Annotated in this window: 24 protein-coding genes; 16 read left to right on the top strand and 8 right to left on the bottom strand. The window is 60.2% G+C overall.

Going from position 1 to position 24,880, the window contains the following annotated elements; genetic code table 11:
- Positions 1-1,122: an ABC transporter permease gene (locus FBZ97_RS10660; protein ID WP_145319218.1), complete on the top strand. Its 1,122-nt coding sequence runs from the start codon at positions 1-3 to the stop codon at positions 1,120-1,122.
- A 159-nt stretch (positions 1,123-1,281) separates the two neighbouring features.
- Here the strand turns inward: FBZ97_RS10660 and FBZ97_RS10655 are convergent, their stop codons facing one another.
- A complete protein-coding gene (locus FBZ97_RS10655) occupies positions 1,282-2,376 on the bottom strand; it encodes a diguanylate cyclase (protein WP_113329465.1) in 1,095 nt (364 codons plus the stop codon).
- Between the two features lie 215 nt (positions 2,377-2,591).
- Here FBZ97_RS10655 and FBZ97_RS10650 point away from each other — a divergent pair, with 215 nt between their 5' ends.
- From FBZ97_RS10650 to copC, 5 genes are all read left to right on the top strand, one after another.
- Positions 2,592-2,996: a hypothetical protein gene (locus FBZ97_RS10650; RefSeq protein WP_186449478.1), complete on the top strand. Its 405-nt coding sequence runs from the start codon at positions 2,592-2,594 to the stop codon at positions 2,994-2,996.
- Positions 2,997-3,217: 221 nt separating this feature from the next.
- Positions 3,218-4,591 carry a PepSY domain-containing protein gene (locus FBZ97_RS10645; protein ID WP_145319212.1) on the top strand — a complete coding sequence of 458 codons (1,374 nt, stop codon included), beginning with the start codon at positions 3,218-3,220 and terminating at the stop codon, positions 4,589-4,591.
- Between the two features lie 64 nt (positions 4,592-4,655).
- Positions 4,656-5,135 (top strand): copper chaperone PCu(A)C, encoded by a 480-nt coding sequence (locus tag FBZ97_RS10640; protein ID WP_145319209.1) that lies wholly within the window; start codon positions 4,656-4,658, stop codon positions 5,133-5,135.
- A complete protein-coding gene (locus tag FBZ97_RS10635; RefSeq protein WP_145319207.1) occupies positions 5,125-5,721 on the top strand; it encodes an SCO family protein in 597 nt (198 codons plus the stop codon). Before FBZ97_RS10640 ends, FBZ97_RS10635 begins: the two co-directional genes overlap by 11 nt.
- A gap of 135 nt (positions 5,722-5,856) precedes the next feature.
- A complete protein-coding gene (copC, locus tag FBZ97_RS10630; protein WP_145319204.1) occupies positions 5,857-6,225 on the top strand; it encodes a copper homeostasis periplasmic binding protein CopC in 369 nt (122 codons plus the stop codon).
- Between the two features lie 56 nt (positions 6,226-6,281).
- Here copC and FBZ97_RS10625 read toward each other — a convergent pair whose 3' ends face one another.
- Positions 6,282-6,938 carry a TetR/AcrR family transcriptional regulator gene (locus tag FBZ97_RS10625; protein WP_145319202.1) on the bottom strand — a complete coding sequence of 219 codons (657 nt, stop codon included), beginning with the start codon at positions 6,936-6,938 and terminating at the stop codon, positions 6,282-6,284.
- Between the two features lie 122 nt (positions 6,939-7,060).
- Here FBZ97_RS10625 and FBZ97_RS10620 point away from each other — a divergent pair, with 122 nt between their 5' ends.
- Together FBZ97_RS10620 and FBZ97_RS10615 are read left to right on the top strand one after the other, a co-directional pair.
- Positions 7,061-8,260 carry an HlyD family secretion protein gene (locus FBZ97_RS10620; RefSeq protein ID WP_145319199.1) on the top strand — a complete coding sequence of 400 codons (1,200 nt, stop codon included), beginning with the start codon at positions 7,061-7,063 and terminating at the stop codon, positions 8,258-8,260.
- Positions 8,261-8,277: 17 nt separating this feature from the next.
- On the top strand, positions 8,278-9,873 hold the full coding sequence (locus FBZ97_RS10615) for a DHA2 family efflux MFS transporter permease subunit (protein WP_113329473.1): 1,596 nt from the start codon (positions 8,278-8,280) through the stop codon (positions 9,871-9,873).
- A gap of 560 nt (positions 9,874-10,433) precedes the next feature.
- On the opposite strand, the gene FBZ97_RS10610 is transcribed toward FBZ97_RS10615, so the two are convergent.
- A complete protein-coding gene (locus FBZ97_RS10610) occupies positions 10,434-11,738 on the bottom strand; it encodes a sigma-54 dependent transcriptional regulator (RefSeq protein ID WP_145319196.1) in 1,305 nt (434 codons plus the stop codon).
- Entirely contained in the window at positions 11,735-13,450 is a 1,716-nt protein-coding gene (locus FBZ97_RS10605) for an ATP-binding protein (protein WP_246661756.1), read from the bottom strand. The genes FBZ97_RS10610 and FBZ97_RS10605 overlap by 4 nt, the downstream gene beginning before the upstream one ends.
- A 391-nt stretch (positions 13,451-13,841) precedes the next feature.
- On the opposite strand from FBZ97_RS10605, the gene FBZ97_RS10600 reads away from it, so the two are divergent.
- On the top strand, positions 13,842-15,167 hold the full coding sequence (locus FBZ97_RS10600; RefSeq protein ID WP_145319191.1) for an MFS transporter: 1,326 nt from the start codon (positions 13,842-13,844) through the stop codon (positions 15,165-15,167).
- Between the two features lie 131 nt (positions 15,168-15,298).
- Here FBZ97_RS10600 and FBZ97_RS10595 read toward each other — a convergent pair whose 3' ends face one another.
- From FBZ97_RS10595 to FBZ97_RS10585, 3 genes are all read right to left on the bottom strand, one after another.
- Positions 15,299-15,580, bottom strand: coding sequence for a hypothetical protein (locus tag FBZ97_RS10595; protein ID WP_145319188.1), 282 nt, complete (start codon positions 15,578-15,580; stop codon positions 15,299-15,301).
- Between the two features lie 358 nt (positions 15,581-15,938).
- Positions 15,939-16,571, bottom strand: a complete 633-nt coding sequence (locus FBZ97_RS10590; RefSeq protein ID WP_113350738.1) for a PQQ-binding-like beta-propeller repeat protein — start codon at positions 16,569-16,571, stop codon at positions 15,939-15,941.
- A 48-nt stretch (positions 16,572-16,619) separates the two neighbouring features.
- The gene (locus FBZ97_RS10585) at positions 16,620-17,840 is read right to left on the bottom strand and encodes a helix-turn-helix domain-containing protein (protein ID WP_145319185.1); all 1,221 of its coding nucleotides are present in this window, start codon (positions 17,838-17,840) and stop codon (positions 16,620-16,622) included.
- Between the two features lie 119 nt (positions 17,841-17,959).
- Between FBZ97_RS10585 and FBZ97_RS10580 the strand changes: the two genes are divergently transcribed.
- Together FBZ97_RS10580 and FBZ97_RS10575 are read left to right on the top strand one after the other, a co-directional pair.
- The gene (locus FBZ97_RS10580; RefSeq protein ID WP_145319182.1) at positions 17,960-18,757 is read left to right on the top strand and encodes a thioredoxin family protein; all 798 of its coding nucleotides are present in this window, start codon (positions 17,960-17,962) and stop codon (positions 18,755-18,757) included.
- Complete coding sequence (locus FBZ97_RS10575; RefSeq protein ID WP_113389446.1) at positions 18,757-19,035, top strand: hypothetical protein; 279 nt, start codon at positions 18,757-18,759, stop codon at positions 19,033-19,035. The genes FBZ97_RS10580 and FBZ97_RS10575 overlap by 1 nt, the downstream gene beginning before the upstream one ends.
- A gap of 13 nt (positions 19,036-19,048) precedes the next feature.
- Here the strand turns inward: FBZ97_RS10575 and FBZ97_RS10570 are convergent, their stop codons facing one another.
- Positions 19,049-19,861: a LuxR family transcriptional regulator gene (locus tag FBZ97_RS10570; protein WP_113350734.1), complete on the bottom strand. Its 813-nt coding sequence runs from the start codon at positions 19,859-19,861 to the stop codon at positions 19,049-19,051.
- Positions 19,862-20,048: 187 nt separating this feature from the next.
- Between FBZ97_RS10570 and FBZ97_RS10565 the strand changes: the two genes are divergently transcribed.
- From FBZ97_RS10565 to FBZ97_RS10545, 5 genes are all read left to right on the top strand, one after another.
- Positions 20,049-21,140 carry an ABC transporter ATP-binding protein gene (locus FBZ97_RS10565; protein WP_145319179.1) on the top strand — a complete coding sequence of 364 codons (1,092 nt, stop codon included), beginning with the start codon at positions 20,049-20,051 and terminating at the stop codon, positions 21,138-21,140.
- A 22-nt stretch (positions 21,141-21,162) separates the two neighbouring features.
- A complete protein-coding gene (locus FBZ97_RS10560; RefSeq protein WP_069610179.1) occupies positions 21,163-22,326 on the top strand; it encodes a spermidine/putrescine ABC transporter substrate-binding protein in 1,164 nt (387 codons plus the stop codon).
- 87 nt (positions 22,327-22,413) lie between these two features.
- Positions 22,414-23,280, top strand: a complete 867-nt coding sequence (locus FBZ97_RS10555) for an ABC transporter permease (protein ID WP_145319176.1) — start codon at positions 22,414-22,416, stop codon at positions 23,278-23,280.
- Entirely contained in the window at positions 23,280-24,092 is an 813-nt protein-coding gene (locus FBZ97_RS10550) for an ABC transporter permease (RefSeq protein WP_145319173.1), read from the top strand. Before FBZ97_RS10555 ends, FBZ97_RS10550 begins: the two co-directional genes overlap by 1 nt.
- A gap of 13 nt (positions 24,093-24,105) precedes the next feature.
- Positions 24,106-24,867 (top strand): SDR family oxidoreductase, encoded by a 762-nt coding sequence (locus FBZ97_RS10545; protein ID WP_145319170.1) that lies wholly within the window; start codon positions 24,106-24,108, stop codon positions 24,865-24,867.
- Positions 24,868-24,880: the final 13 nt, after the last annotated feature.

Below are 24,880 nucleotides of genomic sequence, written 5' to 3'. Positions count from 1 at the left end.
ATGTTGATCGCATCGCTTCTGCGCATCCTGACCCTAATCCGCAAGGAACTTCTCGTTATCCTGAAGGACCCGAGAAGCCGGGCAAGCCTTGTCGTGCCGCCGATCCTGCAATGCCTGATCTTCGGTTACGCCGCCACCTACGATCTCAATCATGTTCCCTATGCGCTCGTCGACCAGGACAGGACGACGACATCGAGAAACCTCGTAGCAAAGCTCGAGGGATCGGGCATTTTCGAAAGGGTGGCGACACTGACGCAGACCGGACAGGCCATTCGCTTGCTCGATACCAAGCAAGCCGTACTCATCATCGTCATCGAGCGCGATTTCGAACGGCAATTGGAAGCCGGAACCACGGGCACGGTGCAGGTCGTCGCGGATGGCAGGAATTCCAACACCAGCGGCATTGCGCAAGGCTATGCCAACACGATCGTCAGCGACTTCACCTCCGACTGGCTGGCGCAAAAGGGGAGTTTCAACAGCAGCATGAGGGTCACGACGCGGGCATGGTATAACCCGCAACTGGAAACGCGGTGGAGCATGGTTCCCTCGCTCATTGGCACAATCACCATGCTGATGACGATGATGCTGACGGCCATGTCCGTTGCGCGCGAACGCGAGGAAGGCACCTTCGATCAATTGCTTGTCGCACCGTTCACGCCGACCGAAATCATGATCGGCAAGGCTGTTCCCTCGATGATCGTCGGTATTACCCAGGCATCGACGATCCTGCTGGTGGCCTTGTTCTGGTTCCGCATTCCGTTTGCTGGTTCGTTCCTGACGCTTTATCTCGGGCTTAGCCTCTTCCTTGCCGCGGCCATCGGCTTCGGGCTATTCCTATCGTCGATTGCCGCCAACATGCAGCAGGCGATGATCCTCTGCTTCGTCTTCCTGATGCCGTTCATGCTGCTCTCCGGTCTGATGTCGCCGACCGACAACATGCCGGAAGTCCTGCAATATGCGACGATGATCAATCCGCTGAAATACGCGATCAGCATCACGCGCGGCGTCTATCTCGAAGGTGCCGGCATCGACGCGCTGTTTCCGGATATGCTGGCACTCGTCGCCATCGCCGCCGCGACGATGCCGGTTGCCGCCTGGATGTTCCGCCACCGCTTGAACTGAACCACATCGCGTTTTTCCCGTGATCGCTCCGAGGGATCGAGGGCGGCGAAATCATGCATTGTCTGCCGGGATGCTTCCTGCAGCAGATCCTCGCGCATGCGAGTTGCCGGGAAATGCGGGAAAGCATGCCGTGCTCATCGCCGAAGAATGACAGCCGGCCTATGCGGCCTCCGCCAGTTCAACCCGATTTCTTCCACTCGCCTTCGCTCGATAGAGTGCCTTATCGGCAGCCTCGAGCACATGCTTGAAATCCGTCGTCGGCTCAAGGGAGCAAGCAATACCGATGCTAACGGTGACATGGACGGCTTCCTGCTCGAACATCAGGCTTGTACCCTCGATGTCCTTGCGAATTTTCTCCGCGACGGCAGCCGCAGCCCTCATGTCCGTGTTGGGCAGCAACACGACGATCTCCTCGCCGCCATAGCGGGCCGCAATATCGGTCTTGCGCACGGTTTGCCTGATAACATCGGCCAGCCGCGCCAGAACGGTGTCGCCGAAGGAATGGCCCCAGCTGTCGTTGATCTTCTTGAAGTGATCAATATCGAGCATGATAATCGAGAAAGGGATGCGCCGCGTACCCGCTTCCTTGCTGCATCGATCGCCTTCGCGCTGCAGCACGCGGCGGTTGGGCAGCCTTGTGAGTGGGTCGAGGCTCGCTTCATTCTCCAGCGCACGCTGTATGCCGATGCGATATTGCTCCCGCTGCAGCAGGTCTGACAGCAGCATGACGCCGAGGATATTGACGATCGTCACCGGAAGTGTCGCCGAGAGGAGCAGGGCGTGCGCAACCGCCCACGGCAAAAGGAAGACAACCACAATGGATGAGCAGGTCGCCAGACCGAACAGGGCCGATCGCCGCCAGCCCGTGCCGGTCCATTGCCGCGGCAGCAGACTGAGCGCATAGCCCACGGCCGCAACAATCACGATGCCGGCAACGCCGACCACGGCGCCCATGCCGCCCACCATGAACCGAAACAGGGCCATCATCACCGCAGCGACAATGGTTCCTAGAAGGCCACCATAGATCGGCGTAAGAACAAGGAGGATCGACCGGCCATCCTGGATCACACCTGGCATCCATTGGATGGGATCGCCCATGGACAGGATGCCGACCAGCCCGAACAGCAGCCCGACGGCCACGGATTTCAAAGCGCCGCGCTCGACGATACGGATGACCCAGGAATAGGCATAGACAATGATCGCCACCTGGCCGAGGACACGTATTAGCGAGATCAAATGTGTTTCGATTTCCATGGCTATTCCCAGTCTTCGCTACGCGCCGCAATGGATGAGCTGTGGCGGCATGGTCGAAGTCCTTACGAGATACCATGCGATCTCTAAAAATAGTTTATATGCTTCTCATCGATCGGCAGTGCGGCAGGATCACGGCACGAATTGACGCATTGCGCTTGTGATAGGCCTGCCCTATGAGTGAAACCTTATCCGCGAATGCGGTGGTGGGGACAAGAATGCGGAAGACAATTTCGCGTATAGGACAGTGGAGCACGCGCATTCTTTGCGCCGTTGCATTGTTGCTTGTCGGCTTCGCCCATCAGCCGATCGTGGCAATAGCGGACGAAGTATCCCCAATCGAGCTTGCCCAGTACAGGCTTCCGGACGGATCGCTGCCCATCCTCTGCGTCACCTACAAGGATGCCGACGGCAAGGTGCATGGGAAAGCCTATGCGCCTGGATGCGAGGCATGCCGGATCGCGTCCGCTGCGATGCTGCCCACGCCTCCGACCGACATTTGCGAGTGCCTTGCTTCCCTACGCGGAGAAACCGTCGTCGCAAGATCGGAGGCTTTCCACCGCCAGCTTTATCCGCCGAACACAGGACCGAGAGCGCCTCCCCTCCTCGACATCGTTGGCTGAACCGGCGCTGCGGCCTCGCCGTGACGCCCGCCGTCAACGCTGCCGCATCGCGACCCTTTGGTCGTAAAATCTGAGGATTGGGGTTCCTGACTGTACTTTGCCGAAGAAGACGGGGCCGATTGGTCCGGCCGCCCAAGTGAAGCAAGCTCACCTCAAATGGCGAACCATCGCCACCCCTCCCCAGATCGATCGCGGCAGCCTGCCGATCTTCGGAGGATTTCATGTCTGCCTTTACCGCTGCAGAGCCTGCAGTCGCAGCAACCCATAATGTCTCGCTCTATCGCGCGATCTGGCGCTGGCATTTTTTTGCTGGCCTTCTCGTCATTCCCTTCATGCTCAATCTGGCGATCACCGGTTCGCTCTATCTGTTCAAGGATCAGATTGCCGACACTTTCTATTCGCATCGCTACCTCGTTGCCGAGACCGGCACGATGCTGCAGCCACAGCAGATCACCGATGCGGCACTCGCAGCCTTTCCCGGCACCCGCGCAACCTCCTATCACGAAGCGTCGGCACCGAACCGCTCAGCCTGGGTAACGGTATCCAAGGACGGCCAATCAACCATCGTCTACGTCAATCCTTATGACGGCAGCATTCTGGGATCGGTCGGCTCGAAGCAGGAATTCGGCTGGGTCGTCAAGCGTATCCACAGCCTCGAATATTTCGGGACATGGACCAATCGCCTCATCGAGGTCGTCGCGGGCTTTGCCCTCGTCCTCGTGGTGACCGGCATCTATCTGTGGTGGCCGCGACAGCAGAGCGGCGGCGTGCTCACGGTTCGCGGCAATCCGTCCCGGCGCGTCTTCTGGCGCGACCTGCATGCCGTGACGGGGGCCTTTGCCGGCATCCTGATCTTCTTCCTGGCCTTCAGTGGCATGCCGTGGTCCGGTTACTGGGGCGCCAACGTCAACGCCTGGCTGACTGCAAACAATCTCGGCACGCCGGCAGCCGTGTGGGACGAGGTGCCGAAATCGACGAAAGTCACACAGGATATTGTCAGCCGCGCCGGCTGGGTGGTTGAGAATGCGCCCGTTCCGCTCTCTGATATCGCCGCAGCGCAATCTGCAAGGCCGATCGGCCTGAACAAAGCGGTCCACATCATGCATGGCCTAGGCATGGTTGCAGGCTCCGATCTTGCGATCCCATCAGATCCGACCGGCGTCTATACCGCAAGTCACTATTTCGGCGACCTCGGCGAGGAGCGAACGGTCCACATCGATCAATATTCCGGCAAGCCGCTCGTCGACATTTCCTATGACCAGTATCCGGCGCTCGGCAAGGCGATCGAATGGGGCATCAACCTCCATCAGGGACAGGAATGGGGGCTTTTCAACCAGCTCCTGATGCTGGCCACTTGTCTCGCCATCATTGTTTGCTGCGTGACGGCTGCCACCATGTGGTGGAAGCGAAGGCCATCGGGCCGTCTCGGCGTGCCGCCGATGCCGCCGCAGAAATCGGTCTATATCGGCCTGTGGCTCATCGCCATCATCTTCGGGGTGGCCTTCCCGCTGACGGGAGCCGCCATCGTCGCGATGCTGCTCCTCGACCGGTTCGTGGTTCGTTTCGTGCCGCCGCTCCGGCGTTTCTTTTCCTGACGAGACCGGGCGGAGCCCAAAGGCTTCGCCTGTCCGCTCCTTTTCCGGATCAAGGATATCGATCATGCTGAGACAGATTTTTGCCCTTGCCGCTTTCGGGCTGGCGTTCCTTTCTTCCTCCCTCGCTTGTGCCGACGATGTCAAAATCGGCGATCTCACCATTTCCGCGCCCTATGTTCGCGCCATGGTGCCGGGAGCTCCCGTCGGTGGCGGTTATATGACCATCACGAATACGGGCGGCGCCGACGACCGGCTGGTGGCTGCAAGTTCACCGCGCGCCGCAACAGTCCAGATTCACGAGATGAAGATGGACAAGGAGGTCATGATCATGCGCGAGCTTGCCGGCGGCCTGCCGATACCGGCCGGCCAGACCGTCGAACTCAAACCCGGCGGCTATCATCTCATGTTCATGAAGGTTGACGAGCCCTTCCTTCAGGGCCAGACGGTGAAAGCAACGCTCAAATTCGAAAAAGCCGGCTCTGTCGACGTCGATTTCCCGGTCGGATCGATAGCGGCGAACAAGGAGACGTCCCATGTCAAATAGACGACGTTTCGTTGCAGCCACCGTCGCCCTTATGCTTGTCGCCGGTGCGGGCGCGATCGGCTACGCAACGTTCCTCGTGCTGCCTGAGGTGCAGGCCACGGGCGGTCCCGGCGCAGCCTTCACGCTCACGGACGATCGCGGTGAGCCCATCACCGAAAAGGCCCTGTCGGGCCATCCCTCGCTCGTCTATTTCGGCTACACGCATTGCCCCGACGTTTGCCCGACAACGCTTTACGATATGGCGGGCTGGTTCAAGACGCTCGGACCGCAGGCCGATGGGTTGAAAGCTTATTTCTTTACCGTCGACCCGGAGCGCGACACGCCGGAGATCATGCATAGCTACACGGGCAATTTTACCGACCGCATCACCGGGATCACGGGTGATCCCACCGAAATGCAGAAGGCCATCAAGGGCTGGCGCATCTATGCCAAGAAGGTGCCGAGCCCAGACGGTGGATATACCATGGATCATACCGCCTCCGTGCTGCTCATCGATGCCGGCGGCAATCTCAGAGGCACCATCGCCTATCAGGAAAACAACGATGTCGCGCTGCAGAAGATCCGAAATCTGCTGCGGCAGGATTAATTCCGTGGCGCGTAAGCACCACTGGGAAATGGAAATTCCGTCCGGCTCTGCCCGTAACGGATATCGGCGATCGAGCGATCGCCATCATACGATCCGCAGACCTTCTTCGGATCATCAACAGGATGAGGAAACCAAATGCCCCCGATCAAGAAATTGCTCCTCGCTGCCGGCGTCATCGGCATCGCCTTTGCCGGCCAGGCCATGGCACACGCCCATCTGAAGTCGGCCGTTCCGGCAGCCGACGGCACAGTCAAGGCCGCACCATCCGAACTCGACCTGACTTTCTCGGAAGGCCTCAATCTGAAATTCAGCGGCGTCAAGGTCACCGGCCCCGACAAGGCGAGCGTAAAGACCGGAGAAGGCATGCTGATGAACAGCGGCACCACGCTGATGGTGCCTTTGACCGACAAATTGCCGGCCGGCAAGTACACGGTCGAATGGCATGCGCTCTCCACGGACGGCCACAAGACCAACGGGAGCTACAGTTTCACCATTGCGCCTTGACCGGTCCGAAGGCTGCCCGCAATTGCGCGGACACCATTCGCCCTTCCATTTCCGGCTCAAGCCGAGCCGGAAATGCAGCCCTGCAGGAAGATCGCCGCACATTCGGTCGCGCGGGTTCTTATTTCCTCATCGTCAGGAGCCTCGCGCTGGCCCAGCATGACAGCCCGCTGCGGCTCCATGGTCATCATGCCCCTGAGGAAGCCGGCCGCGAGGGGGATATTGGCAATTCTAATCGCTCCCTTATCGTGCTGGCTGCGCAGCCATACCTCGAAAACCACGGTCGAGGCCCTGATCGCCCGTTCGTAGAAGGAGGCCGCGATTTCGGGAAAGCGATCAGCCTCGGCTACGGCCAGACGATTGATCGCGATGGTTTCCGGGTCCAGTGCCAGACGGCCGTAGGCAATCAGGATCTGTTCCAGCCCATGATGCAGATCCGTGTGCTTGAGCAAGCCCTGATCCACCTCGACGTTGAAGCGCGCGATGCGATCCGTAATCACGGCATTGAAGATCTCGCCCTTGCTTTCGAACAGCCGATAGACTGTTTTGGTCGATACTCCCGCATCCTGCGCGATGTCGTTGACGCATGCAGCGGCATAGCCCGCCTCCAGAAAACGCTTGCGCGCAGACGAAAGCACGATCGCCTTGGTGTCGTCATCACAGCGGACTTGCGGCCGTCCTCGTGGTCGTTTCGTGGCTTTTTGATTTAGGACCATAGATATTTTCCAAAATACAGTTGACTTGGATTTTATAGCGCTTATTTTGGAAAACAGCAAGTTTCTAAAATGAACTTGGCCGCTACCCCTGCCCGGCAGCGACCGTTGTCAGGAGCAAGTACATGGCTAACAATCTGCATATCGTAACGTCCGAAGGCGCTTCCAGTGAGGCCCAGGGGACTGTTGAGGCGAAAGCCAAGGAAGGCATAACAGCCGAGCCTCGCCCGGAGGTACCGCAGGGCCAGGCGGGCGGCAATGCTGCAGCAAAGCGCAGCAAGACGCCGCGCCGGCTGATGTATGGCGTGGGCGCGATCGCCATTATCGCCGCCGTGGGCTATTACGGGCACGACTATTGGCAGAACGGCCGTTTCGAGGTGTCGACCGACGACGCCTATGTCCAGGCTGACAACAGCTCGATCGCCCCGAAGATCTCAGGCTATCTGGCGGAAGTGCTGGTCAAGGACAATGAGACAGTAAAGGCCGGCCAGCCGCTCGCCCGCATCGACGACCGTGACTTCCGGGCCGCACTCGACCAGGCAAAGGCCGATGTCGCCGCGGCCTTGGCGACCATAGAGGCCGAGCAGGCCTCGCTGGATATTCAGCAGTCGACGATCGCCGCAGCCCGCGCAACGCTGGATGTGGACAAGGCCAACGAAACCTTCGCAGAGCAGAACAACAAGCGCTACGCCAGCCTCGCCTCCAACGGTTATGCCGCCGTGCAGACCGCGCAGCAGGCCGCATCGCAGATCGCTGCGGCGCAGGCTTCCATCGTCAGGGATACCGCAACGCTGGAAGGTGCCGTCAAACAGGTTGCACTTCTGAAGGCCCAGATCGCACAGGCAACCGCCGCCCTGCAGAAAAGTCAGGCCTTCCAGCACCAGGCCGAGCTGAACCTTTCCTATACGACCATCGCGGCTCCCGTCGACGGCACCGTCGGCAACCGTACGCTGCGCATCGGCCAATATGTCCAGGCGGGAACGCAGCTGATGTCGCTCGTGCCGACCGACCAGGCCTATGTCGTCGCCAATTACAAGGAGACGCAGCTGACGAACGTCCATGCCGGCCAACCTGTCGATATCGAAGTCGACATGTTCCCCAGCAAGGTCTTCCATGGTCATGTCGACAGCCTTGCGCCGGCAAGCGGACAGGAATTCGCCCTGCTGCCGCCGGACAATGCGACCGGCAACTTCACCAAGGTCGTTCAGCGAATTCCGGTCAGGATTGCGCTTGACCCGCAGACCATGAATAGCGGTGAACTTCGCCCGGGAATGTCCGTCGAGCCGAGTATCAACACCAAAGCAGACGCCGCACAGCGGAACTGACGGCGGGAGCCCCCACAATGTCCACCATCACAATGGATGGCCGCGCGATGCCGGCCGCAGCGGCGGAGCCGCGCGCATCGACAAGAGAGTGGATCGCAGTGCTGGCCGGCATGATCGGCGCGTTCATGGCGATCCTGAACATCCAGATCACCAATGCCTCCCTCCTCGATATCGAGGGGGGCATCGGCACCGGAGTTGATAATGGCGCCTGGATCTCGACCTCCTATCTGATCGGCGAGATCGTCGTCATTCCGCTCACCGCCTATCTCAGCAGCGTCTTTTCATTTCGCCGTTATATCCTGGTGAACTCGGTACTGTTTCCGCTGTTATCTCTCTCCTGCGCCTTTGCCCACGATCTCGGAACGATGATCGTGCTTCGCGGCCTGCAGGGATTTGCCGGCGGCGTGCTGATCCCGATGGCTTTCACCATGGTGCTGACAAAGCTTCCTAAGCCGCAGCAGCCCTTGGGGCTGGCGATCTTCGCGCTGTCCGTCACCTTCGCTCCGGCTATCGGCCCTACGATCGGCGGCTATCTGACCGAGAATTACGGCTGGCAGACGATTTTCTTCATCAATGCCGGCCCGAGCGCCATCATGGTCGTGGCACTTGCCCTAACGCTGGACAAACAGCCCATGCAGCTGAAATTGCTGCGCGAAGGCGACTGGGCCGGTATCGTGACGATGGCGATCGGCCTCTCCGCCCTGCAAACCGTGCTTGAAGAAGGCAACAAGGACGACTGGTTCTCCTCGCCCTTCATCGTCAGGCTCAGCATCGTCGCGGCCGTGTTCCTGACGCTCTTCATTATCATCGAACTGAAGGTTTCGAAGCCGCTGGTGAAATTGCGGCTGCTGAAGCAAAGGAATTTCGGGCTGGGCGTGCTTGCCAATATTCTCGTCGGTGTCGCGCTGTTCGGGACGGTCTACATCTTGCCGCAATATCTCGGCCAGGTGCAGAAGTACAATGCCGAGCAGATCGGCAACGTCCTTGCCTGGACGGGCTTGCCGCAGCTGCTGTTGATCCCCCTTGTTCCGCTAATGATGAAGCGGGTGGATGTGCGCTGGCTTGCCTTCTTCGGCATTGCGGTCTTTGCGCTTAGCTGCTTCATGAACGTCACGCTTTCCGCCGATAATGCCGGAGACCAGTTCTTCATTCCGAACATCGTTCGCGCCATCGGCCAAGCCTTCGTCATCACGCCCGTCACCGCGATCACGACAGCAGGAATTGCTCCGGCGGACGCTGCCGCGGCCTCGGGCCTGACGAACATGCTGCGCAACCTCGGCGGCGCCGTGGGCACTGCCTCGCTTGGGACTATCCTGACCAAACGCGAGCAGTTCCACTCCAACATCATCGGCCAATCCGTAACCCTTGCCCGTGACGAGGTTCGCGAGCGGATCGACCAGATGACCGGCTACTTCCTGTCGCATGGAGTTTCGGACCATCAGGCAGCCCAGCAGAAGGCGATCATCGCCCTCGGCCAGATCATCAAGAGACAGGCGCTGATCATGGGCTTCAGCGACACCTTCGCCGTCATCGGCGTGGTGCTTGCCATCGCAGCGATCACCATGCTGTTCACCAAGCGTCCGCAAGCCGGCGGCGGCGCAGGTGCCCACTGAACCATGCGGGTTCATGCACGCGATACCGTATGGCCTGAAGCTGGTAAGAGCGATCTGCGCCTGTACCATGACAATCGTACGATGCGCCTCAATGGCGTCCGGAAACCCCAGGCGCTATTGTTCAGTCCCCGTCAGTTTGCCGAATAGAGACGCAAGCGGTCTTGCCGGGACGACAGGGAAACGGTGAACTGAAGAAGCAAATCGCGCGGCGCTGGTTCTTCAGGCGCCGAAAGCGGCTACCTGTTCATGTCCTCGACGACCCAGCGGAAAAATAACAATATAACGGCTGCAAATAGTAATAGCTGCATCAATTTAGGCAAATCAAGCATATCATAGCTCTCTAATTTAACTGCTGCATCATGCAGGCGAGCCACAATATCTCAACATGTATTAATTATTCTCTATTTTACGCAGAATAATTATGATTAATACATCGTTAATCTATTTTATACATCGCACATCTATACAGATATGGAGAAAATTACACTCAATACGCATCACGCCATCAAGTTGAGGCAGTAAACTATACTCGCCCTCTCACTCTCGACTTGCGACTGATCTCACTTACGGTAGGCCGATGGATTGATGCCGTGGCGTTGCAGACGGGCATAGAGACTTCGGCGCGGCAGTTTGAGCGCCTGCGCAACCTCGGAAATATCCCCCCCATATCTCTCCAGCGTGGCCCGCAGAATGTTTGCCTCGAAGTGATCCATCTGATCGGAGAGGCCGAGCTCCACGGAAGGTTGGCTGCAAGCGGAGGCAAGGCCAAGCGCCACTTGGGTCGCATAATTGCGCAGCTCCCGGACATTGCCCAGCCAGTCGTCGGTTAGAAATCGCGCCTCCATCGCGGCATCGATGGGCGGACGCGGCACGCCGTGCAGGCGGGCGGCCTCGTCGAGGAAGGCGCTGAACAACAGTCCGATATCAGCCCGGCGCTCCCGCAGGGGCGGAATACGGATCCGCACGGTTTCCAACCGATAGAGCAGATCGGCGCGAACGCGGTTTTCAGCCACCGAGCCATGCGGAGCGTTCTTCGTCGCAGCGACAATGCGAAGATCGACAGGGGTCGACTCGCCGCTCACCGAAGGCAGCTCGCGTTCCTCGGCAACGCGCAGAAGCCGTCCCTGCAGCATGGGGGACATGCTATCGATCTCGTCGAGAAACAGCGTGCCGCGATCTGCCTCGGCAATACGTCCGCGCCGGGCGCGGTTTCCGAACAGGACCTCGTCGGCGATCGCGTCCGGCAGGGAGGCACAATCGACCGAGACGAAGCTGCGGGCGCGCCGCCTGCTCCAGCGGTGGATGAGCCGAGCCACGAGTTCCTTGCCGGTCCCCGTTTCGCCTTCGATCAGGACATCCACGTCGGCATTTGCGACCTGGCGGATCGTCTCGCGCAACCGTGCCATGACCGCCGTCTGGCCGAGAAGCGGCGCTGCGTCCTCCGCCTCTGCGGCTGCTTGTCGCAAACGCCGGTTTTCCAGCACCAGGCGGCGCGTTTCCAGCGCCCGGCGCACGGATGCGATCAGGTGATCGGTGGCAAAGGGCTTGGCAATGAAATCGTAGGCGCCCTGTTTCAGCGCGCCGACCGCCATGGCGATATCGCCGTGGCCGGTCATCAGGATAACGGGCAAATCCGGATCGCGCGCCAGCACGGCTTCCAGCAAATCGTGCCCATCGATGCGCGGCAGGCGGATATCGCTGACGATCACACCGGGCAATGCGGTTGCAAGACTTGCCAACGCAGATTGCCCATCACCATGCGTCTCCACGTCGAAGCCCGCTATGACGAAGGAATCGGTAAGCGCTGCATTGAAGGGACCATCGTCCTCGACCAGAAGGATTTTCTGCGACGCTTCCAGGGTCATGCCCGCCTCATAGTCATTACGAATGCCGCGCCGCCGAGCGGCGACGAACCGATAGTCAACGATCCGCCGAGATCGTTCATAATGTCCTGCGCGATCCCGAGCCCAAGACCGAGCCCATCGGGCTTGCCGGTAATGAATGGGCGGAATATCTCCTTGGCCAATGCCGGATCGATGCCGGGGCCATTATCGGCGACGGTCAGTTTCACCATATCCTTTCCGGCGGCGTCCACGAGCAGCGCAACATGCGGATCCTCGATACCGGCAACCGCATCGATAGCGTTCTGCAGCAGATTGACGATGACCTGCTCCAGCCGCACCCGCTCGGCAAGCACATGCGGCAGCCCTTTCGCCGGCAGATCCAGCCGCACGCCGGCTTTGCGAAATCGATTCCCCACCAGCAGCAAGGCGCCCGCAATGATGGCATCGAGCGGTTCCGCTGCTGCTGCGCGTCGCCCCCTGCGCGAAAACCGTCGCATCTCCTGCGTAATCGTCCCGATACGCGCCGTCACCTCGACCGCGGCATCGAGATTGGCGCCAACGCGATCGAGACGATTGGCCGCGAGATGGTGGCGCGCATTCTCGGCAAGGGTGCGGATGGTCGCGACAGGCTGATTTATTTCATGCATCAACCCCGCCGTGATCGAACCGACAGAAGCAAGCCGGTTCGCCTGGGCAAGTTCCTCCCGAGCATCGCGATATCGGTCCTCGGCGCGCGCACGTTCAGCCATCTCCTCGTGCAGCTCGGCCGTGCGTGCGGCGACGGCCTCCTCAAGCGCTCGCCGATCAGCCGCTGCCCTGGCCGCCCGGGTCATCCGCCACCAGATCGCAGCAACAACGACGGCCAAACCGACGATGACGGGTAACGCCAGCAGCCACGCGCGCGCCTGTGCCTCCTGCAGCGCCGCGCGGGTATCGAGAAGATGCAGGAGACGCAAATGTGTCCCGCCCACCGGCTGCTCGGCAGCGATCATGATCCGACCTCGTGGACCGCGTATGCGACCGGCATCCTCGGCAAGATAATTTCCCTGCCCAAGGGCGGCGTCGCGATATTGGCCGCTTGCGGCGATGCCAACCCGGACTTCGGACGATAGAGGTGCAAGCGTCGTCAGCACCTGTGACGGCTCGGACGCGGCGAGGATGATCTGATGCTCGTCGACCACAAACGTTTTTCCGGGGTCGTTGGCCCAAATCCGCGATACCGCATCGAACTCGAATTTGACGACCACGACTCCCGTGGGAGCCGCGGCATCGCCAACCCTGCGGGCCAGAAACAGACCTGGCCGGCCGCTGATCGCTCCAGCGCCGTAATATTCCGCCGTGCCGTCTTTCAGCGCCTCGGAAAAATAGGGGCGGAAGCTGAAGTTCTTGCCAACGAAACTATCTTCGGTCCCCGCATTCGATGCGGAAATGACAAGCCCCTTCTGATCGACGAGATAGATGATATAGGCGCCGGTTTCCCGCGCCAGGAAACCAAGTTTTTCATCAAGCCGCCGGGCAGCGTCCGTCGTGGGGCTAGCGAGCGCCTCGCCAAGATCACGATATTCGCCAAGCACGATTGGAAGAAGCCGAAACCGCGCGAGCTCACTGTCAAGCAGGCGAATGTGCTGGACCGCGAGCCCGTTCGCCTCCGCATCCAGCCGCCTCAGCGCATCCTGACGCGCAAGCAAAAGGGCCGAACACCAAATGGCCGCGGCAGCGGCCAAACTGGCCACCACCAACAGCACAATTCGCTTCAGACTTGATCCCCTCATATGTGCAGAATATTGCACAAACCCCGAAATAGTCATGCAAAATCTTGCGCATCATATCCCCGCAATCGGCAGTACGTCCGAGGAAAAGTGAATTATATCAATAGAATATCCTGACCTCTCCTAAAATCTCGCACCTCGCGTTTTCCCCACTTATCAATAGGATCACTGGGAGAGTGGACCTTCAATACGCAGAACAGTTGGCTACTGGGGTCGAGCTACGGTATTGCCGATGGCGCCTTAAATGGCCGACCGCCAGCCGCCCAAATGCATAGGGCTCTCCTGACAAACCTGTCGTTTGCTGCGCCATCGCCGCGTAACGACGATCCGAAGTGAGAACGGGAGGAGAGGAACAATGCTGAATACATTAGAAGATACCATCACGACGACGGCGGCGACCGAAGGAGCCGCGCGGCGTCAACGTCTGAAATCGATCATCGGCGGTTCCACCGGCAATCTGGTCGAATGGTTCGACTGGTATGTCTATGCTGCATTCGCGCTCTATTTCGCACCGCATTTCTTCCCCGCCGGCGACCAGACGGCGCAGCTGTTGAATTCGGCAGCTGTCTTTGCCGTCGGCTTCGTCATGCGGCCGATCGGCGCCTGGATCATGGGGCTCTATGCCGACCGCAAGGGCCGCAAAGCCGGCCTCGCCCTTTCGGTGACGCTGATGTGTGCGGGGTCGCTAATTATCGCGCTGACGCCGGGATATGAGACCATCGGCGTGCTGGCACCGGCACTTCTGGTTCTCGCCCGCCTAATGCAAGGCCTGTCGGTCGGCGGCGAATATGGCGCCTCCGCGACGTACCTCTCCGAGATGGCCGGTCGCCAGCGTCGCGGTTTCTTCTCGTCCTTTCAGTATGTCACGCTGATCTCAGGCCAGCTCCTTGCCATTGCCCTGTTGATCCTGTTGCAGGCGGTGATGACGACGGAAGCGCTGAATGCCTGGGGATGGCGCATTCCCTTCTTCATGGGAGCAGCGCTTGCAGTCGTGGTCTTCTGGCTGCGCCGCGGCCTGGCAGAAACCGAAAGCTTCAAAAATGTACGCGCAAGCGATACACAAAAATCCGGCTTTTGGATGCTCATCACGCGGCACCCCAAGGAAACTGCGCTCGTCATGCTGCTGACGGCCGGCGGCACGCTCGCCTTCTACGCCTATTCGATCTACATGCAGAAATTCCTGGTCAATACTTCCGGGTTCAGCCGCGAAACGTCGAGCGAGATAAACGCAATCACGCTGTTCATCTTCATGCTGCTGCAGCCGATCGCAGGCGGGCTTTCCGACAAGATCGGCCGCAAGCCGCTGATGATCGGCTTCGGTCTCTGCGGTGTGCTGTTTACCTATCCGATCTTCTCGGCGCTCGAAACCACGAGGGATCCATTCCTCGCCGGGCTGCTCGTCATGGGCGCACTGGTCATCGTCACCGGCTACACATCGATCAATGCAGTCGTGAAGGCGGAACTGTTTCCTGCTCATATCCGGGCTCTCGGCGTCGCATTGCCCTATGCGCTGGCCAACACACTCTTCGGCGGCACAGCCGAATTCGTGGCGTTGAAATTCAAGAGCAGCGGCTGGGAACAGGGTTTCTATTGGTACGTGACCGCGATGATCGGCATTTCGCTCATCGTCTATCTCTTCATGCGGGATACGGCCAAAGACAGCGCCATTCAGGAAGATTGAGACGATCGCGCCAACTGTCGTCATGTCGGCCGGAGAAGGCCGGCCCGATGGTACGGGAAACCAAACCGCGCAAAGCATCCATCCGTACGTCCTGAATCGGATGGATGCAGCCGGGCCGGCCATTTATTGCGTCAATGCAGCAGCCCACGACCTTTCTTACGCCCATTCAGCAGATGGATGAAGGTGATCCCCTGCTCCAATAGCAGTTCCGCGGCTTTGAGATCATTCAGCCCGAGATCGGACGAACAGCCGCGCAGATTACATGCCAGGAACAGCGAATTGGTGACGGCAAGCGTATCGCCATCCTCCTCGGCCTCTTCGGCGGTGGCTTGCAGTACATCCGCGACGGCCGCCATAAGATCGGCGCGCTCCTGCAAGTTCATTTCGCCAAGACTTTTCGTGATCTCACTCATGACTTCTCCTTGGCGTGCCCGACCATTCACGACATCCGTCAGGATCGGCGCGGCTCGCAACTTGGAATGATTGAAATGCGGTTGGTAAGTGAAATATGGCAATGAAAGCGGAAGCCGGCAAGGCATGGCTTCCATGTTGGAAACGCATGGCATTGCGGTTGGTTCAAAATGCGTGAGATGGCGATCGCAGGATCTAGCCCAAGCTCCGTTTAAAGCTCGTCGAACTTCAAAGTCGCGCTATCCGGTCGTGATCGGGATACGATCTTTCAAGCCGGAGACGTAAGTCAACTCTTTCCAAAACCGAGCGCCTGGGATCGATCGACCGATTCCAGGCGCAAGACGTCTTCGTTGCCGCCACTCAGCGCGGACGGCGGATTGCTCGCACTTTGCCGCTGCCGCCGCCACCGGCATAGAAACGGTCCTTGCCATCGGATTCCAGCCCCGAAACGCCGGTACCCTCCGGCATTTCGAGCCGCTCCAAAACTTCGCCAGTCACCGGATCGACGCGGCGGACATCGCTTTCGTCACCCTCCCAGGTGCCGTGCCATAGCTCGCCATCCACCCATGTCACGCCGGTGACGATACGGTTGGATTCGATGGTTCGGCGGATGGCGCCGGTCTCCGGGTCTATCTCGTAGATCTTGCGGCCGCGATGCTGCCCCACCCACAGACTGCCGTCGCTCCAGGCGAGACCTGAATCGCCGCCATTGCCCGGTGCGGGAATGGTGGAGAGAATATTGCCCGTTCCAGGGTCGACCTTATGAATCTTGTCCTCGGCGATCTGATAGAGATTGTGGCCGTCGAAAGCGGTGCCAGCGTGCGAGGCGACGTCGATCGTGCGCACCTGCTCTCCGCTTTCCGGGTTCAGGGCATGCAGCTTGTCGCCGGAGGCGAACCAGACGTGCTGCCCGTCGAAAGTGACGCCGTTTACACGCGGCGCATTGTCGAAGGGGCCATATTCGCGAATGATTTCCGCTTGGGATTTTTTCATGGATGCATCCTCCAGTCGGGATTGGTTGAGTGTCGATGATGCAAAAGCTTAGTCGCTCGGCAGTGGTCCCGGGAGTAACAATGTTGACGGGAAGTCAAGAACCGGCGGCATCATCCAGCGGCGAGCCCGGCCTTTGCCGACGCCCTGCACCATCCCATCCGCGGCAAGTGCGTCGAGCGCGCGCTGCACCGTGCGCGGACTTATCGCGAGCGCGATAGATAGCGCCGAACTCGACCAGGATTCTCCATCCGACAGCAGGGCAAGCAGCGAGGCATTCTCGACTTCGACAGGCGGCACCAGCACCACGACATCTCGCTTTCCTCGCGGCGTCAGCGCGAAACCGTGCTGTGTCGCATTGATATCGGCAAGCGGCTCTAGGGCGGCGCGAAGCCTGCCAATCTCAACCCTCAGTCTGGCCCGATGGGATTCGTCGGCGTGACGGGCGCGAAATGCCCGGGAAAGCAGCAGCTCCCGCGGCGCGTCGTCGGGTGCCGCCTCGGCCAGCGCGCGTGCCAGGGCAAAGAGCACCGGCCGGCTCGCAAGCGAGATAATGTCTCCATCGCTGCGCACGACATTGCGGCAGGCATCGACAACCAAGGTATCGGACGCCAGAAGCGTCTCGACTTCGTCAAGCGACAACAGCTTTTCCCGCCCCTGCACAAACAGGCGTGCCGCCGGCTCATCGAGCGCGCGCGCCGCATCGCGGACCTCGACCATAAGCGCGGGGATTCCCGCTTTGCCGGCCGCTTCCCCGGCGCGCGCCAGAGCGGCGCGTGCCGGCTGAATGCGCAGGCGGCGGATGGCGATGCCGGCAACCGCCAGTTCATGGCTTGCCTTTGCAGCGGGCGGCAGCGGCGACGCATCGAGTTTTGCCAGCAGCCGTTCGGCCTCGTCCAGATGACCGACCAGCAGCAGACGCCGTATCTGCAGATTGCAGGCATGGGCGGCGTTGATTTGATCGCCGTGTTTTTCGAGAGCGGCCCGTGCCGTCTCCAGCGCTTTCTCGGGCCAGCCGAGGTCGCGCGAGACAAGGGCGATCTCGGCTTCGGCCACGATGCAGCGAGCACGGGCAACCGCCTCGCGCGGGCCGAAGGCGCGCGCGGCATTCTTCAGCAACACCTTCGCGCGGGCAAGGTCGCCCAGCTGCGCCATTGCGATGCCGCGCAGTGCCAGCGCCGGGGCGTCGTCGCGCAGCGCGACGCGCTTCAGCGCGCCCAGCACGTCGCCTGATGCAAGCGCCTGGGCAGCCGCGACGATCAACGAATCCATCGAAATCCCGTCACACTTGTAACTCCCACCCCTTACGCCCCTAGCGGTAAGTTATCGCATATCGGCTGGCAAGATGCAGCGCCGACAAGGACAGACCTGACACAAAGAGGAGATGAACCATGACGACGCATAGGACCGGAACGCGCAAGGAATGGCTTTCGGCACGGCTTTCCCTGCTGGAGCAAGAAAAAGAGCTGACGCGGCGCAGCGACGAGATCGCCGCCCGTCGTCAGGAATTGCCATGGGTGAAGGTGGAAAAGGACTATCGGCTCGAGACCGACCAGGGTGTCGTTCCGCTCTCGGGCCTCTTCAAGGGGCGCTCGCAGCTTCTCGTTTATCACTTCATGTTCGGACCGGACTACACGGCCGGCTGCCCATCCTGCTCATCGATCGCAGACGGCTTCAACGGCATCGCCGTACATCTTGAAAATCACGATGTCGCCTTCTCGGCCATCTCCCGCGCCCCGTTCGCGAAGCTGCAGGAGTTCAAGCGGCGCATGGGCTGGACTTTCGATTGGGCTTCTTCCGCCAACAGCGATTTCAACCATGATTTCAATGTCTGGTTCACGCCGGAGGAACAGCGCGACGGCGGCATCGAATATAATTATCGCCGCGAGCCTCCAATACCCGACGCTCAGGTGGGCAAGACGATGCAGCAATGGGAGCTGCGCGGCAGCGAAGGCCCGGTCGAACTAATGGCGTCGATGACGGGGACGGATATCGCGACCTACACGCGCGACCGGCCTGGCGTCAGCGCCTTCGCCATGCAGGACGGCGCGATCTATCACACCTACTCCTCCTATGCCCGCGGGCTTGACGGGCTCTGGGGGATGTATCAGTGGCTGGACCGCGCCCCGCTCGGACGCAACGAGACCGGCGTATGGTGGAAGCACCACGATCGGTACGGAGCAAACTGATGTCCGTCTCGTCCGAAATCGGTGAGAGGGGCGGCCGCACCGCCCCTACCCTGCCCGTCATCGCCGGCCGGCTGCTGGCGTTGGCCGCCGCGCCGAGCTTCGCCCTGATGACCGTGTTATCCGCTTATGGTTCAACCGGCGACATGATCTGTTCCACACAGGGCAGCTCGATGCTCGGCGGGATGGTGCCGATGTATCTGCTCATGACCTTCTTCCATTGCGGTCCCTGGCTGAAGCTGCTTGCGAGAGATGGAAATGGTGCGCGGATGTCGGGCTAGAGTCTCGACCGAACTATGCGAGATTCTTGAGATAGAGGGAAAGCAGCTGGGTCTGAGAGGAAATGCCGAGCTTGCGGTAGACGTTGCGGCGATGAACCTTCACTGTACCCGTCGAAATATTGAGCTTCAGGCCGATCGATTCCGATGAGTGCCCCTGCAAGACGAGCTCGACGATGGCAGTCTCACGGCTTGTCAGATTGAGATCCCGCCAGACGGCTTCCGCTGGCGGGACGGTCTCGTTCTCACCCTTCCTGCGCCGGCCCCTGCTGCCGGCCGCCAATTGCGCATCGAAGCGCGAGGCGAGGCCGGACCAATAGTATCGCACCATGTTTGCGACCAGCGGCTCGACCTTCTTCAGCGTCGCAAATTCCGCAGGCGGAAAAACCCCGGTCCTCTCGCGTCGCATCAATGAGAGGACGATCGTAATGTCGTCGTCGGCATTGACAAAGAAGCCGATTTCCTCGGCCAAGCCGGTCTGAACGTAATAGGTTCGGTAGTACTCGCTGGAAAAGAAGCGATCCGGTGCCAGCTCCCGCATCCTGAGCACGCCTTCGCGGCGGCTGCGCGCCGTGTGGTAGAAGGGGTCCAGCAGATAGGGACCGGCCTGGTAGAGCGTGACGAAGACGACATGTTCCCCGGGATCGAAAGTGCTGTAGAGATCGATCGGCCGCTCCTTGCCGCGATAGGCGAAGACGACGACGTAATCGAACCGCACCAGCGCCGCCATCATCTGACGGAACGTCTCTCCGAATTCGGCATCCGTCATCGACGATCGGCCGATCGTGGCGTTGAAGGCGGCAAACAGCCCTTCAAGGTCGGTGCTCATGCGACGGATCCCCCTCTGCCGCCCTGCGCATTTGAGCGCAATCCCTATATACACCTCCCACGAAGCATTTGGCACGAAAATACCTCTTTCGGGGTATATACCTCGCGAGAAGCTCGGGCTTACTCTTTCCTTAACGACGGTGGCAATAAGGCAGATCAAGACTGCCGACCAACCGCAGGGAACAGACGTGGCATCCGCTTCAACGAACGATATCGAATTCCGTTCGGTCACAAAGAGCTATGGCGCCGTGACCGCCGTAACGGACATCAATCTCAATGTGCCCAAGGGCGCATTTCTGGCGCTTCTCGGCCCTTCCGGCTGCGGCAAGACGACCTGCCTGCGCATGATCGGCGGCTTTGAACAGCCGAGCGAAGGCACGGTGCTGATCGACGGGCGTGAGATGAACGGCGTGCCTGCCTACCGACGCCCGGTCAACATGGTGTTCCAGCACTATGCGCTGTTTCCGCATTTCAACGTCGCCCAGAATGTCGCCTATGGGCTGAAGCAGATGCGCCCGAAGATCGGCGGTGCCGAAATCGACCGGCGCGTCGCCGAAGCGCTCGAGATGGTTCGCCTCGGCGGTTTCGCCAAGCGGCGCATCCATGAAATGTCCGGCGGCCAGCAGCAGCGCGTGGCGCTCGCGCGCGCCATCGTCAACCGTCCCTCCGTGCTCCTGCTCGACGAGCCGCTGGCGGCCCTCGACAAGAAACTGCGCTCGGCCATGCAGATCGAGCTTCAGACGCTGCAGCGCGAGCTCGGCATTACCTTCGTTCTTGTCACCCACGACCAGGAGGAAGCGCTGTCGATGGCCGATATCGTCTGCGTCATGAGCGCAGGGCGCATTCGCCAGCTTGGCACGCCGCAAGAGGTCTATGATCGCCCGGCCGATCTCTTCGTCGCCGATTTCGTCGGCAAGACCAATCGCATCGAGGCGACGATGGAAGCCGATGGCGAAACGCTTCGCCTCGCGGATGGTTCGGCGCTTTCGTCCGGCAAGCGACTGGCACCGGGCGCGGCAATTGCGGCTCTGCGCCCGGAGGCAATCCATCTCAGCCGCGACATGGCTACATCCGGCATGTCCTTTAAGGGCACGGTGACGCATCGCATCTTCCTGGGCTCGTCAGCCGAATACGCAGTCACCGTCCCCGGTCTCGGCGATTTCCTGATCACGTCGGATCGCCGCAGCATGAACGACAGCGATCTCGTGGGTCCGGGCGAAGAGGTCTTCCTCGGCTTCGACCCCACGGCCCTCCATGTCTTTCCAGCATCGAATGCATAAGCCAAAACAAGGGAACAGCATCATGAGCAAGGATTACAAAGACAACCTTCCGATTTCAGCCGAAGGCTTCATGGACGAATTCATGCGCCTGAAGCGCGGCTCTATCAGCCGTCGTCACTTTCTGAATATCACCGGCCTCGGCCTTGCAACGGCGGTCCTGTCGCGCGTCCCTGGCGCGCTGTCGACACCCGCCTATGCCGCCGGCGAACTCGGCACGCAGATGTCGATCGCGACCTGGCCGAACTATCACGATCCTGCGACCTTCGAGAATTTCAAGGCCGCAACCGGCGTTGCCGTCGAGGTCAACGTATTCGGCTCGAACGAGGAAATGCTCGCAAAGCTGCAGGCAGGCGCCTCCGGCTGGTCTCTTTACGTACCGACGAACTACACGATTTCGACCTATCACAAACTCGGCCTCATCGAGGAACTCGATCTGTCAAAGATCCCTAACTTCAGCCAGGCAACGGAAAGCCCGCGCTTTACCAAGGAAGGACAGATCGACGGCAAGACCTATGCCGTGCCGAAGAACTGGGGCACGACAGGCTTCTCGGTCAACACCAAGAAGATAAAGACCAAGCTTTCGAGCTGGAAGGATTTCTTCGAGATCGCCCAGACCGAGGCCGACGGCCGCGCCATGGTCCACGACTATCAGCTGACCACCATCGGCAGCGCACTCGTTTCCCTCGGCTACGATTTCAACTCGATCAAGCCGGAAGAGCTTGCCAAGGCCGAGGAGCTGCTGATCAAGGTCAAGCCGCATCTCTTTGCCATCAACTCCGACTATCAGCCGTCGATGCGTTCGACCGATGCCTGGCTGACCATGTGCTGGACCAATGATGGCGCGCAGCTCAACCGCGACATGCCCGAGCTTGAATATGTGCTCGGCAAGGATGGCGGCGAGATCTGGACCGACTATTACGCGATCCCGAAGGATGCACCCAACAAGGCGGCAGGCTATGCCCTGCTCAACTATCTGATGGACCCGAAGAATGCGGTGAAGGAGCACATCGCCAACGGCGCGCCGACCACCGACAGCCGTGTGATCGAGCTCCTGCCGAAGGAAATCACCTCGAACAAGATCGTCTATCCGGATGAAGCCTCGCTGACGCCGCTCGAATTCGGTGCCGCCGTGACGCTCACCGATCCGAGCCGTGCCGAACTGATGGCACGCTTCAAGTCGGCCTGATCGTTTTTCTTCGACCCGATCCCTTGCACCATGACGGCGGTAAGGGATCGGCTTCCTTCCCAGCACCGGCAGACAAAGAACCTCTCGATGCCCCTTAACCCAGCCACAAAACGGCGCCTCGTCACCGCTGCCCTTGTCGGGCCGGCAAGCATCTGGCTGCTCGTCTTCCTGGTGCTGCCCTTCATCGCCATCATCGTCTTTGCCTTTGGTGAGCGTGCACCCGAAGGTGGCTATCAGGCAGCTTTCACCTTCGCGCAATTCGCCAATCTTGGCTCGCGGTCGGCAGCTTTCATCAATACGTTGATCCTTGCGCCGATTGGTGCGGCTGCCTGCCTGCTCGTTGCTTATCCGGTCGCCTATTATCTGGCCGTCAAGGCGAGCCCGCAACGCCGCCTGCTGCTCGTTTCACTGGTCGTCGTTCCCTTTTGGACGAGCTTGCTCGTGCGCACATACGCCTGGATGTATCTGCTCGGCGCACGCGGCATACCGCATCTGCTGGAATTCCTGGGCATAGAGAATGTCCGGCTCATCAACACGCCCGGAGCCGTGCTGCTCGGCATCGTCTATGGCTATCTGCCGCTGATGATCATGCCGATCTATGTCAGCCTGGAAAAGCTTGACCGCCGGCTACTGGAGGCTTCTGCCGATCTCGGCGCCAGGCCCATCTCGACCTTCTTCGGCATTACGCTGCCGCTCTCCTTGCCAGGCGTCATGACCGGCGTCGCCCTGGTGACGATCCTGCTGCTCGGGGAATATCTGATCCCGCAGCTGCTCGGCGGCGGCAAGGTGTTCTTCATCGGCAATGCGCTTGTCGATCTCTTCCTTCAGTCGCGTAACTGGCCGTTCGGATCGGCGATCGCCGTAACGCTCGTTGCCGTCGTCGTCATCGTGTTGGTAGTCGCGATGCGCATTGCTTGGCGCGTTGCCGGTACGCGCCAGGTGGATCTCGTCTGATGCGCGCACTCGTTACTTTCGTCTACCTGTTTCTCTATACGCCGATCGCGCTCGTCGTCCTGTTCTCCTTCAACGCCGGCCGCAATGCCAGCGAATTCACCGGCTTTTCGACGCAATGGTACGGACGGGCGCTGTCCAATACCTTCCTGATGGAAGCGCTGCGCAATAGCCTCATCATCGCCTTCACCAGTGCAGCACTTGCCGCGGTCTTCGGCACGATGGCAGCAATCGGCCTGGAACGGCTCGGTCCTCGTGCCCGCGCCGTCTTCGACGGGCTCTTTGCCGCCGCGATCGTCGTGCCTGGTGTCGTCATCGGCATTGCGACGCTGGTGGCACTCGTCGAGGTCTTCGGCATCATCAACCCATTGATCGCGGCCGTCTGGCCTGGCGATCAGCCGCCGAAATTCGCGCTCGGCTATGGCTCGATTATCGCGGCACACGGCCTCTTCACCATGGCGCTGGTGACGATGATCGTGAAGGCGCGCATTGCAAGCCTTGGCCGTGACATCGTTGAAGCCTCCAGCGACCTCTACGCCACGCCGCTGACCACGTTCCGGCAGATCGTGTTGCCGCAGATCATGCCGTCGGTCCTCGCCGGCTTCCTGCTCGCTTTCACCTTCTCCTTCGACGATTTCATCATCGCCTTCTTCGTCGCAGGATCGAACACGACGCTGCCGATCTATGTCTTCGCCTCGATCCGCCGCGGCGTCACGCCGGAGATCAACGCGATCGCGACCATGGTGCTGATCGCATCGCTCTTCCTCATTCTCATCGCGCGTTTCCTGATGCGCGAAAAGACAACGACAAACTGACCAGGGAAACATCATGATACTCAAGAATCGGGTCGCAATCGTCACCGGAGCCGGCTCCGGCATCGGCCGCGCCGGCGCGCTGATCATGGCGCGCGAAGGCGCGCATGTGGTCGTCGCCGATATCGACTTGGCAAATGCCGAGGAAACTGTGAACCAGATTGCCGAGGCGGGTGGCAGCGCCGAAAGCCTGGTCGTTGACGTCATGGACGATCAGGCGCTTAAGGCCGGTGTCGCAAAGATCGCCGCGCGGCACGGACGCATTGATATTCTGCACAATCACGCCGGCGCTCAGGTCGCCGGTAATCTGGAAGAGGTCGCGGTTTCCGGCTTCGATACGTCCTGGAACCTGAATGTCCGGGCGCATTTCATGGCTTCGCGTTTCGTCATGCCGATCATGAAGAAGGCTGGCAAGGGCGTCATCCTCAACACCTCGTCGTCATCGGGCGTGCTCTATGATCGCGAGATGATCGCCTATACCACCTCCAAACACGCTGTCATCGCCATGACCCGCCAGATGGCCGGCGACTATGCCCGCTTCGGCATCCGCGTCAACGCGCTCTGCCCCGGCTGGGTCGACACGCCGTTCAACGCGCCATTCATCACGCAGATGGGTGGACGCAGCGCCATTGAAGATTACATCGCCGAGAAAGTGCCGCTTGGACGATGGGCCGATGTGTCGGAAATCGCCGAACCGATCCTATTCCTCGTTTCCGACCGCTCCTCCTACATGACAGGACAAATCCTCGTCGTCGATGGCGGCGAAACGGTCGTCTAGGCTTACGGACGAA

It is taken from the genome of Rhizobium sp. ERR 942, assembly GCF_007828395.1.
In the GTDB taxonomy this organism is placed as follows: Bacteria; Pseudomonadota; Alphaproteobacteria; order Rhizobiales; family Rhizobiaceae; genus Rhizobium; species Rhizobium dioscoreae.
Note: the sequence above shows the minus strand (reverse complement) of the source record. Positions and strands in the feature narration are given on the sequence as shown.